This window comes from Scrofimicrobium canadense, assembly GCF_009696615.1.
GTDB lineage: Bacteria > Actinomycetota > Actinomycetes > Actinomycetales > Actinomycetaceae > Scrofimicrobium > Scrofimicrobium canadense.
Genome location: NZ_VULO01000020.1, coordinates 1 through 9,709, shown reverse-complemented (window position 1 = coordinate 9,709; position 9,709 = coordinate 1). Strand labels below are relative to the sequence as shown.

Genomic DNA, 9,709 nt, shown 5'->3' with positions numbered 1-9,709 from the left:
CGAATGTAAGCCACAACCCCATTCTAACAAGGCCCCTAGTGCCCCAACCCAGACACCCAAACCGCGTAAACAAGCCAAAACCAACAACCCAAAACGCCGTCTCAGGACCCCATGTCAGAAGTCAGGCATGGGCCTGTTCAAGAACGAAGCGGTACGCAAGGACAGTCCCTTCAGGGTTGGCCCCTTGAAAACAGTGGCAGACGTGGAAGACCTGACACTGGAATGGGCCACTTGGTACAACCAAGACCGGCTCCACAGCACAATCGGCTACCAAACCCCGAGCGAAGCAGAATAGCGGTATTATCAAGAAAGCAGACGACACGGGGTCGCTGCCTAAACACAAAAGCGGCACCAAACCCGGGACACCTCAGGTTGCCGACCTCGTCTGCTCGGGGTTTGCGGAGCCAACACCAGTCGTCCCTTCGAACTAACCGGCCTTGACTCTTGAACTCCTGGGTCAGTCGATGTCGCTTTCATCGATGATCCAGTCTTTCCGGAGGGGAATCTTGCGCTTCACCTCTTCGGGCATGACCTCGTAGTGTTCGAGCAGACGGTTGAGCACTTCTTCTGCATCCCACACTGCTACTTTGAGGCGTTGCGCATCGACTTTCGCCTTCGCAGGAGCAGTCAGGCCACCCAACGCCACGAGCAGGCCGTGGTCTGCTTGGTGCTGGCCGACAACACCCCCGAGTTGATCCAGAACCTCAGACCCGACGCGACTGTCTTGGGATTTGACCTGCACGATGATGGTTGGTGACGAGATGCCGAGGACGCCAGATCCGGCGATGATGTCAACGCCGCCGTCTGCACCCTTTTGTTGCACCTTGCAGGTCATGCCTTCGGCGCTGAGGATCGCAGCAACCAGGTCTTGCAGAGCGTGACCCGAATACTGTTCACGGATTCGCGCCAGGATGCGGTCGCGTGAGTAGCGGACGATGTCTTGTCCGTCCGAGGCGATGGCCTCGTCAGAATCAGGCACCTCGGCATCTACCTTGGGCAGGACGAGCGGGACGTCAGCGCGAGCGCCGGGATCAGTCTCGGCACCCGCGCGAACCCGACCGAGACGATATGCGGCATCGTTCCGTTTGATCTCACAGACCGTGCTGAACGCTCCGAGGGAGTACAGCAGGTCTTGGTTGATGGAAGCACGATTGACGTCGATTCGATCCCAGACGACCTTCCGGACGTGCTTGAGGCCGTCGGAATCTGACAGGTATTCGTAGTCACCAGTGACCGTGCCGAATGCCAGCAAGCCTTCCTTCTTCAATGGAAGAACAACGATGTCACCAGCCGCGATCTTATTGGCGAACGCATTGAGCTGAGCGGCGTAATTTCCCACCGCGCCAGCCTTCTCGTCAGGCATATTCGCCTGAATGAGCTGCCTCATCGCGGGAAGATCCGTTGCTTGATCGAGGCGCGGGATCTCTCTGAAGCCCACACCCGTGTAACCGTTCTCCAACATCCAAGGGTCAAAGCGTTCATCCTTCGATCCGCGAACGAGCCATGCCCTCGGCTCGGAGGATTGGTGATTCATCGTCATGGCTTGGCTCCTGGGGACTGCTGAAGGTTTAGTTGAGTCTGTGTCTTATGCTGCCTGTTGGTCAGCTTTTCTCATTATCAGCTCAAATTCGATTGGTGTCATCTTCCCTAACCTACGCTGACGACGTTTACGGTGATATTTCCCCTCAATCCAGGAAACAACCGCTAGTCTGAGTTGTCGCCTTGAGTTCCAGGATTGTCTATCGAGCACGTTCTTTTGGAGGAGAGCGAAGAAAGACTCCATTGCCGCGTTATCACCACACGCGCCGACTCTTCCCATCGACCCCTGCAGGCCATAGCAGGTTAAAGTCTTACGGAATTTCTTGGAGCCGAACTGACTACCCCGATCCCAGTGAACGACGGTCCCAGTTGGGAACCCCCGCTGGCATACAGCGTTCTTGAGAGCCCTAACAGCAAGAGAAGCTCGCATATGAGAATCGATAGCGTAGCCAACTATTCGATTTGACCATACATCTTTGATCGCACACAAATAAAGCTTGCCTTCTTTCGCTTGAGTGCTCGGTAATGTCGGTCAACCAACGCCGGTTCGGCTCTGCTGCGGTGAAGTTACGGTTCACATAATCATCATGAACCACCGGTCCTGCCTTCTTGTAACGAGTTTTGCCACTAACAATAGAAGAACGAATCTGAGCTTTGTGACACAGTCGCCATACTCTTCGCTCAGACACTTGGTAGCCAAGAGCGGCAAGCTCATCCGCCAGGAAACGATATCCCAGCTGTGGATCATCCGCGTGTAGCTCTTTGAGCACTCTGATCAGGTTCTCTTCTTCAATGTGACGAGCGCTTTTCGGACACGCTACCCATTGGTAATATGCCTGCTCACTAAACCCCAAGACCCGCGCCGCTACCGTAACTGGAACCCTGATCCTTGAAAGCACTGCTGCGGCCATTTCGTGAACGAGCGGGAACACTATTTTGGGGACTTGATATGAGCCTGAGAAAGATATGCCGCGACTCGGCGTAGAACCTCGTTTTCCATCTCTCACTCACCGATACGTTTCAACGCCACTCGCATATCGCTACGCTCTTGCGGGTGACTTGTTGGTGTCATCCCCGCATCCAACATCCGCCAGTCTTGAATCCACTTATACAAAGTAGACCTAGAAACCCCAAGATCAACGCACACTTGTTTCTGTGTTACCCCAGATTCCACTAATGCAACCGCGTCGCGTTTGAATTCATCGCTATACACATGATTCATCACCATCAATCACTTCCAGCCCCACCACAAAAATGGAACCAAGCATCGACTCAACCAAACCATCAGCAGACCCTCTGATGAGTGTGTAGAAAAATGGATCATCAGCACTAATAAGTGCAAGCTGCATTCTTCGCTGTCAGCCAGGTCGCAGTATTTCTCAAAGAATGCCATGCTGACTGGAAACTGCTTATCTGCGCCACTACTCTCCTCCGGGGTTGGGAAGGGGCAAGGCGGCCGCAGTAATCCCAACCATAATGGACCTAGGTAGTCTTCCAGTCATCGTCACACTATCGGATGCGTGGAAACGAGGCGACCGCACTTGATGTCTCGGTGACACAAAGTCGGTAGGACCGAGGGGCTACCACGCCCTCGGCATCGAACGGCCAGAGTTAAGGCCTGCTCGGCACAATATCCATGCCGCATCCGGACCTGCTTAACAAGTTCCGTGGTCGTGGATGCTTGCCGGAATAGTCTCGATAAGTCCCATCGTCGCGAGCTTTTTCTTAGCTGCTCTTCGTAACCTGGACGAGGTAGAGTATGTGACTGTACATAGAGAACCATCAGGCAGACGTACACGAACATGATAGGGATCACGAGAACCTGCCGGGATGCATTCGAAAAGCATCTCGCAACTTTGCAAGCCATTGTCGAGTCAGCCAACGTCAACAATAGTCAGGAGGCGGTATACCCATTGTCCGATACGCGCAGTTAGAGGACTTAGAGACTGTATCAAGTGCACTCGCAGCAGCGTTTGAACATTATCCCTGGACGGTATAAACGTGAAAATGATTCTGTTGAAACCGCTGACGAAGCGTTAGAAAAATACCTGGCTGCCACGAATAGCTACGACTTCAACTGTGTAGCAGATGTATTGATACCAGATGCTATCTATTCCTTTGGAGATGCAACATGCGCCGGTATCGACCAGGTCCGCACGTATTTCGAGCGTACGTGGGCGGCGAGCCCCGATGAGGTCTACTGGGCTGAAAATGTCGAGTGGATTGTGTACGAGGAGAAATCCGCGGTGGCCGTCTACACCTACATTGGTGGGGTACTGTGAACGGTCCGGTGCGGGACGCGCCACCAATGTTTTTGTCCGCAGCGCTCACGGTTGGCGCCTCGCACATGAACACTTGAGTTCGTTGCCGACGGTGTCGCCAAACAACCGTAACAACCAGTAGTCGTGGGAGAATAACACATGAAGACTCTCTACATCGTGACCCATCCTGAGGCCACACACCACGTTGAAGATCGTGTTGGGGGATGGTACGACTCTGATCTCACAGCGCGCGGTCTCGAGACAGCAGCTGGGATTGGGAAGGAGATGGCTGCAAGAATCCCGCGCACCGAAAGTGTCGAGCTGTACTCGTCAGATTTGCGGCGTGCCGCTCAAACCGCGGCGGCAATAGAAGAGAATCTTGGCACCTCTCCAGTGTTCGATGTGCGGCTGCGGGAAAAATCTTACGGTATTGCCGAGGGGAAATCTGAGGGGTGGCTGCGCGATCGGTTCCGCACCCCACCACTGGCTGGTGAACGTCTCCGCCATGAAGAGGGTATTGAAGGCGCCGAAACTATGTACGAATTTGCATGCCGCGTATATGAAGTGATGGGCGAAATTCTCGATCGGCCGTGCTCACATCACATTATTTCCACCCATGGTGGAGTGCTCACCTTTGCGGCCGCGGCCTTTCTTCGACTCCCCATCAACGAACTTGGATTCATGCGTCTACAAGCACCACCAGGAACAATTACTGTGTTACGTGAAGATGACTACTTCCATAATCGAAGTCTTGTCGAGTTGGGCACCCCTGCACGGTGATACATGGGCGATCATATCGCTTTGATGAGAGGTCGAGTGGTCTTCCGATTTAGGCCCGCAAGTCTTTTTGGATCGCGTATCGATAGCCACTCTAAGCAGAATGGAAACGCTTCTAGCCATAAGTTCTCCGCATCCGGGGTGATGTGGTAGCTGCCTGGGTGACATGCGGCCCCGTTTACGGTTTCTTGACCCCGTACGTGGGGCGACAGGGTAGTCGCAGGGACGCTGGCAGTCGTGTGCGCTCAACTTGTGTAGCCAAATTGCTAAAAGTGAAGCCGTATCTCTATCGATATGCTTCGCGGCGAAGAGCTGCCCTGACAACGGTTACGACAAGTTCCTCATCGAAGATATCGTAGATTACTCGATAGTTTCCAACGCGAATTCTCCAGGCGGTTGCCTCGCCGACGAGCTTCTTGGCCCGGTGAGGGCGGGGATTATCTTGCAAGCTTTCTATAGCCTTGAGGATTTGGCTGCTTGCTGAGTGAGGGAGCTTCTTGATCTGCTTTGCTGCCGCCGAGGTGAACTCAATGCGGTAGTTCATGAAGCGAGATCAGCGCGCAGTTCCTCGAGTGAAACGCGTGTACCGTCATCGGTACTTTTGGCTTCACGGTATGCGGCTAGGTCCTGCGCCATTTCGAATGCTTCGAGAGCCTCAAGGTCTTCAACGCTCACCACGACCGCAGCTAGTTTCCCGTTTCGTGTCACGCCGATGCGTTCCCCCGCGAACATGGCGCGTCCGAGCACTTCGGAGAGTTGACTGCGTAGCTCTCGGGTAGTGACTTCAGCTGATAATGTATCCACATAATTATTGTACATATGTAAAACTGTGTACACAATATGTGGAAAGATGTTCACTTCGATCAATGTGGTCTAGCCATTTTTATTGAGGTGAATTAGTAGCCAACCCACACTGATGGCGGTGCGGAAGACGGTACTGCTGGTATGGAGTGTCCCGACTTACCGCGGCCGGGGCGATGTGGTAGCTGCCGGGGCGGTGTGTGGCCCCGTTTACAGTTTTATGACCCCGTACGTGGGGAGGGGAGTGTATGGGTGATTCGTGCCAGCCCATCTTCTGGCGTCGTGTACTGTCCGAGCACGGTCATGGGGATATCCGCAGTCAGTGGACCGAAAAGGCGCGTGCCGCTACCGATGAGAGCCGGGGCAATCGACACGGTGATCTCATCAAGATACCCTGCGGCGAGGAAACTTTGGATCGTCTTTCCTCCATCCACGTAGACTTCCTTTGCCTCGCGTTCATCCAACAGCTGGCATGCCTGTTCAAGGCTACCTACATGAATGACTCGCCCATCATCAATAGAAGGGCGAGTACTGAGTATGATGACGTTTTTATCAGCAAAGGGCCATTCATCGAACCTTGTGACGGTCTCATAGGTTTTACGCCCCATAAGGATGGTATCGATAGAGGGGAAGAAAGTTCCCCACACCTCGGCAGGATAGGGGTGACACCACCTTGATGGGCACGGGCAAAATCCGCTTGAAGCCAGTCCAGGCCGCCATTGGTGCGGGCGATGTAGCCGTCTAGGCTCATAGCGATAAAGGGCCGTCCGCGCCATGATCGTAAAGAAGTCATCATCGAGCACCTTTCGTGGGGCATCCAGCCTGAGGAGGAAATGCTGAGCGTGCTGGGATGCAGCGTGTGTCGCCTTTTGACAGCAGTCGATGACGCCCTCGTCGAACCTGCATTGCGCGAGGTATTGCCAACCGTTTGCGCCCTTCATGCACCGGCGCAAGGGAAAGCCGATGACGAAGACGAAGTTGATTTCCACACTCAAGCCATGATGATAATTCCTACGCTCCCATTTTCTCAAGATAACACTGATAGGGAAGATAATCGTCTCCATACCGTCTAGGCTTAACCAGTAACGAAAGGATTCCGACATGAGCAATGTTCCACCACCACCTCCACCTCCCAATGGAGACGCTGAGAACGTGACGCCCCCACCTACGGCGGAGCCGTGGGTGCCAGCCCCTAGTTCGGATCACAACTATGCGCAGCAGTATCCGCAGGCACCCCAGCTCTACCAGGCTCCGCCCACGTATGGTGCGGCACCACAAAACTATCCGCCACAAGTTCCCACACAATCCAAGCCCTCTGCATTTGCTTTAGCATGGAACGCATTGTGGTTCAGTCAGTGGAGAGCATGGTCAGGTAAACCGCTAGAGGTGACTGACCGCGTTGATGAGGTTGAACGGCGTACCGGCAACACTTGGATAGTGTGGGTACTCACACTTGGTTTGAATGCGCTACTTATGGCCTTCGCACTCTTAGCGTTAACGCTTGCGGGAAGGAACATCATGATGAGTAGCTTTGCTGGACCTTTTGGCTACGGCTACGGCTACGGATTTGGTGGCGGACAGCTGGTTATTCTCTTCTTCTTCGCGCTTTTTGTTTGGTGCGGTGGGTATGTACTACGTGGCTTGGGGACCTGGTGGTCGCTACGGGCAGCCGGGCGCGATGTTACGTTCAACAAAGCCATGACACTCTACGCAAGTGCAAAGACTCTTGTGTGGTTCCCCCTGGCAATCTTCACTGTGCTGGCCTTTGCTCGTTTCTTTGCTGCAGTACCTGATGCCATTCTATGGGCAGTGTTCGGGGCTGTGGCCTTGACCGGCTTGAGTCAAATTACGTTGTTCCTCGTGGGAGAGCGTGAGGTACGGCAAAGCGAGAACGCTCCCACACCTTTCAAGTGGTACATGATTTATACAGCAGGAATTCTGTTGAGCTACGGAGCCATTGGAATTATTTTCTCTGTTTTCGGTCGTGTGTTCTTCGGGCTTGGGTGAAAATATGACTAGTCCAGAACTGCAGGCTGCCGACCCATCAACACCCGGTGCGGTACTTCAACAAATTGCTGCAGACCATCCTGATCTTCGAGTAGTTATTGCTGCAAACCCTTCGACATATCCGGCGTTGCTCGAATGGCTGGGGGCGCTAGGAGATCCGGCTGTAGATGAGGTTCTTCAATCTCGCGTGTCAACTCCTAGTGCGGAAGAATTCGTGCACGACGATAACGAGGCGACAGCGGTGCAGGAGGTGGTTTCTGAGGAATTCCAGTCAGAGATCGTGCAATCCGATGTGGCTGCTGAGGGAGTCGCAGATAACCACGAAGAGGCAGTCACCTTTGGCGCTACCGAAGAGGAAAAATCGTCAGATGAACGGCTTGCGGTAGACCCAGCGACACCGCCGGCAGTCTTGCAAGATCTAGCCGCAAGGCGTAGAGATCTTCATTCGCAGATATTGGAGAATCCTTCAACTTATCCAGCGCTGCGCGAATGGATTCTTACTCAGAGCCCTGGTCAAGAACTTCTGCAGGACACTGTGCAGATATCAGCTATCGAGAATACGGCTGTAGCGATGCCTGCCTATTCGCACGTGACTGAACCACCGCAACCTCAACCGGCGTCTTTTGAACAGTCGCCCTGGGGTGCCTTGGAAAATTCCGCTCCATCTGGATCTTCTTCGTCCAGTAATGCTGGTCTATGGATCGCTTTTTCAGTTCTAGGAGTCTTAGCAGTAGTGTCGGTAGGGGTGGCCCTCTGGTTGCTATTTCAGTAGGTGGATCAGGGGAGGCGATCATGCGTACGCGAGTCTTGGTAAATGCCCCGGTCCGATATTACAAATCTTGAGTAGTAACGCGGCTGCCGCTAGGGTCCGCCCTTCCATTTGCTAGGAGCGGCATTGATGAGGGGCTGGCGACAACGAGATGTTGGAAGACTTGCTACCGCTTTTTCGTGCCGGTGTTTCCTGGCAATACCTCTCAACGGCACAATAGGCGGGATGCCTTCAGGTTGGACACTGACACGAAGCGACGTATCCGCCTTCCCCTCCAGATTCTTCTGACTGTCGGGGCTATGGTCGACTCCTGTGCCGGAAGAATAGACACAGTCTTTTCCCTGTTGTCGTCTGCGTGTGAAGATTGTGTCTCTAGTGCGCGGCGGTGAGATCGGCGTGTGCTGCGCGTGCGTCGAGTACTTCTCCCATATGCTCTATTGCCCATTCTTCCAATGCGCGCAATGGTGCGCGTAGGCTTTGACCGGCTGCAGTGAGTTGATATTCGACCTTCACGGGAACCTGTGCGATAAGGGTGCGAGTAATGAGACCGTCTTCTTCTAGAGTGCGCAAAGTCTGCGTCAACATTTTTTGCGAAATTCCCTCTATTCGGCGTTTTAGCTCTGAAAATCGCAGTGCCTTCTCTCCGAGCGCGCCAACAATGAGGACTGTCCACTTGTCTCCAATACGGTCCAGAATCCTGCGTGTTGGGCACCCCTGTGCATACGGATTTCCTCGTTGCTCAGTTGTGGTTACCATAAAGTGCCTACTTCCTAACGGATGTTTGGTCTCTTATAGTAACTAACGCTTACGTTGTTCTACAAGAATGGAGTATCACTCATGGCATCAATCATCGTCGTCGGCGGAACTGGCTATGCTGGATCGCATATTGTTGCCGAGGCGGCAGCGCGTGGACATCAGGTTACTTCGATAAGTAGAAGCCTCCCTGAAGAACAACTTCCGGGAGTCACATATCGCACCGGTGATCTTACAAAGGAACTCCCAGATCTCTCTGGCGCTGATGTAGTTGTCGCCGCCCTCTCGCCACGCGGAAGCAACGCTGGAGCTCTTCGAGCTCCTTACAAGGCGCTCTCTGAGGCTGCTGCTAAAGCTGGGGTGCGCTTCGTAGCTATTGGTGGTTTCAGCTCACTACGCCCCGAAGAAAATGCCCCTCGTTTCGCTGAGGGAGATGGTATTCCTGCTGAGTTTGCCGATGAGGCACGTGAAATGAATTCCATCTTGAGTGATCTCAATAGCTCTGAGATCGTGGGCGAGTGGCTCTTCGTCAGTCCCGCCGGAGAATTTGGGGCTCACGCTCCTGGCGAGCGTCTTGGTCGGTACCGCACTTCCGGCGAGATTGCTCTCTTTGATGAAGACGGTAAGTCAGCAATCAGTGGCGCGGACTTCGCACTAGCTGTTGTTGACGAAATTGGGCTCTTCGGACTTTGGTGGGGTGTGGGTTAGGGGATGGTGATTGAGTCGAGTGTTTTCCAGTGGGGTTTGCCGGCGTAGAGGAGGACTCTGGTTTTGTAGTTGTTGAAGTTGGTGAAGCCGAATC

General features: G+C 53.8%; 14 protein-coding genes and 1 pseudogene. 8 read left to right on the top strand and 7 right to left on the bottom strand.

Annotation, left to right across the window (positions count from 1 at the left end):
* Window positions 1–295: integrase core domain-containing protein (locus tag FYJ24_RS12125; RefSeq protein ID WP_154546708.1), on the top strand; the 295-nt coding region annotated here is incomplete at its 5' end.
* Between the two features lie 162 nt (window positions 296–457).
* On the opposite strand, the gene FYJ24_RS12120 is transcribed toward FYJ24_RS12125, so the two are convergent.
* From FYJ24_RS12120 to FYJ24_RS12110, 3 genes and pseudogenes are all read right to left on the bottom strand, one after another.
* Window positions 458–1,540 carry a restriction endonuclease gene (locus FYJ24_RS12120; protein ID WP_154546707.1) on the bottom strand — a complete coding sequence of 361 codons (1,083 nt, stop codon included), beginning with the start codon at window positions 1,538–1,540 and terminating at the stop codon, window positions 458–460.
* A 45-nt stretch (window positions 1,541–1,585) separates the two neighbouring features.
* Window positions 1,586–2,761 (bottom strand): annotated as a pseudogene (locus FYJ24_RS12115) (IS3 family transposase).
* Window positions 2,745–2,888: a hypothetical protein gene (locus tag FYJ24_RS12110; RefSeq protein ID WP_154546706.1), complete on the bottom strand. Its 144-nt coding sequence runs from the start codon at window positions 2,886–2,888 to the stop codon at window positions 2,745–2,747. The pseudogene FYJ24_RS12115 and the gene FYJ24_RS12110 overlap by 17 nt, the downstream one beginning before the upstream one ends.
* Before the next feature lie 606 nt (window positions 2,889–3,494).
* Between FYJ24_RS12110 and FYJ24_RS12105 the strand changes: the two genes are divergently transcribed.
* Genes FYJ24_RS12105 through FYJ24_RS12100 form a run of 3 tightly spaced genes read left to right on the top strand, consistent with a single transcriptional unit; the run spans window position 3,495 to window position 4,580 of the window.
* Window positions 3,495–3,821 (top strand): nuclear transport factor 2 family protein, encoded by a 327-nt coding sequence (locus tag FYJ24_RS12105; RefSeq protein WP_206192710.1) that lies wholly within the window; start codon window positions 3,495–3,497, stop codon window positions 3,819–3,821.
* A complete protein-coding gene (locus tag FYJ24_RS13610) occupies window positions 3,730–3,942 on the top strand; it encodes a nuclear transport factor 2 family protein (protein ID WP_404814715.1) in 213 nt (70 codons plus the stop codon). The genes FYJ24_RS12105 and FYJ24_RS13610 overlap by 92 nt, the downstream gene beginning before the upstream one ends.
* Before the next feature lie 17 nt (window positions 3,943–3,959).
* On the top strand, window positions 3,960–4,580 hold the full coding sequence (locus FYJ24_RS12100) for a histidine phosphatase family protein (protein ID WP_154546705.1): 621 nt from the start codon (window positions 3,960–3,962) through the stop codon (window positions 4,578–4,580).
* A 283-nt stretch (window positions 4,581–4,863) separates the two neighbouring features.
* Here FYJ24_RS12100 and FYJ24_RS12095 read toward each other — a convergent pair whose 3' ends face one another.
* From FYJ24_RS12095 to FYJ24_RS12085, 3 genes are all read right to left on the bottom strand, one after another.
* Window positions 4,864–5,121 carry a type II toxin-antitoxin system RelE family toxin gene (locus FYJ24_RS12095; protein WP_154546704.1) on the bottom strand — a complete coding sequence of 86 codons (258 nt, stop codon included), beginning with the start codon at window positions 5,119–5,121 and terminating at the stop codon, window positions 4,864–4,866.
* Window positions 5,118–5,381, bottom strand: coding sequence for a type II toxin-antitoxin system Phd/YefM family antitoxin (locus tag FYJ24_RS12090; protein WP_318656704.1), 264 nt, complete (start codon window positions 5,379–5,381; stop codon window positions 5,118–5,120). The genes FYJ24_RS12095 and FYJ24_RS12090 overlap by 4 nt, the downstream gene beginning before the upstream one ends.
* Before the next feature lie 215 nt (window positions 5,382–5,596).
* Window positions 5,597–6,025 (bottom strand): dihydrofolate reductase family protein, encoded by a 429-nt coding sequence (locus tag FYJ24_RS12085; RefSeq protein ID WP_206192708.1) that lies wholly within the window; start codon window positions 6,023–6,025, stop codon window positions 5,597–5,599.
* Between the two features lie 186 nt (window positions 6,026–6,211).
* Between FYJ24_RS12085 and FYJ24_RS12080 the strand changes: the two genes are divergently transcribed.
* Genes FYJ24_RS12080 through FYJ24_RS12070 form a run of 3 tightly spaced genes read left to right on the top strand, consistent with a single transcriptional unit; the run spans window position 6,212 to window position 8,157 of the window.
* The gene (locus tag FYJ24_RS12080; RefSeq protein ID WP_154546702.1) at window positions 6,212–6,451 is read left to right on the top strand and encodes a hypothetical protein; all 240 of its coding nucleotides are present in this window, start codon (window positions 6,212–6,214) and stop codon (window positions 6,449–6,451) included.
* A gap of 28 nt (window positions 6,452–6,479) precedes the next feature.
* Complete coding sequence (locus FYJ24_RS12075; protein WP_154546701.1) at window positions 6,480–7,385, top strand: hypothetical protein; 906 nt, start codon at window positions 6,480–6,482, stop codon at window positions 7,383–7,385.
* 4 nt (window positions 7,386–7,389) lie between these two features.
* Window positions 7,390–8,157: a variant leucine-rich repeat-containing protein gene (locus tag FYJ24_RS12070; RefSeq protein ID WP_154546700.1), complete on the top strand. Its 768-nt coding sequence runs from the start codon at window positions 7,390–7,392 to the stop codon at window positions 8,155–8,157.
* A gap of 369 nt (window positions 8,158–8,526) precedes the next feature.
* Here FYJ24_RS12070 and FYJ24_RS12065 read toward each other — a convergent pair whose 3' ends face one another.
* Window positions 8,527–8,910: a winged helix-turn-helix transcriptional regulator gene (locus FYJ24_RS12065; protein WP_154546699.1), complete on the bottom strand. Its 384-nt coding sequence runs from the start codon at window positions 8,908–8,910 to the stop codon at window positions 8,527–8,529.
* An 81-nt stretch (window positions 8,911–8,991) separates the two neighbouring features.
* Here FYJ24_RS12065 and FYJ24_RS12060 point away from each other — a divergent pair, with 81 nt between their 5' ends.
* On the top strand, window positions 8,992–9,615 hold the full coding sequence (locus FYJ24_RS12060; RefSeq protein ID WP_154546698.1) for an NAD(P)-dependent oxidoreductase: 624 nt from the start codon (window positions 8,992–8,994) through the stop codon (window positions 9,613–9,615).
* Window positions 9,616–9,709: the final 94 nt, after the last annotated feature.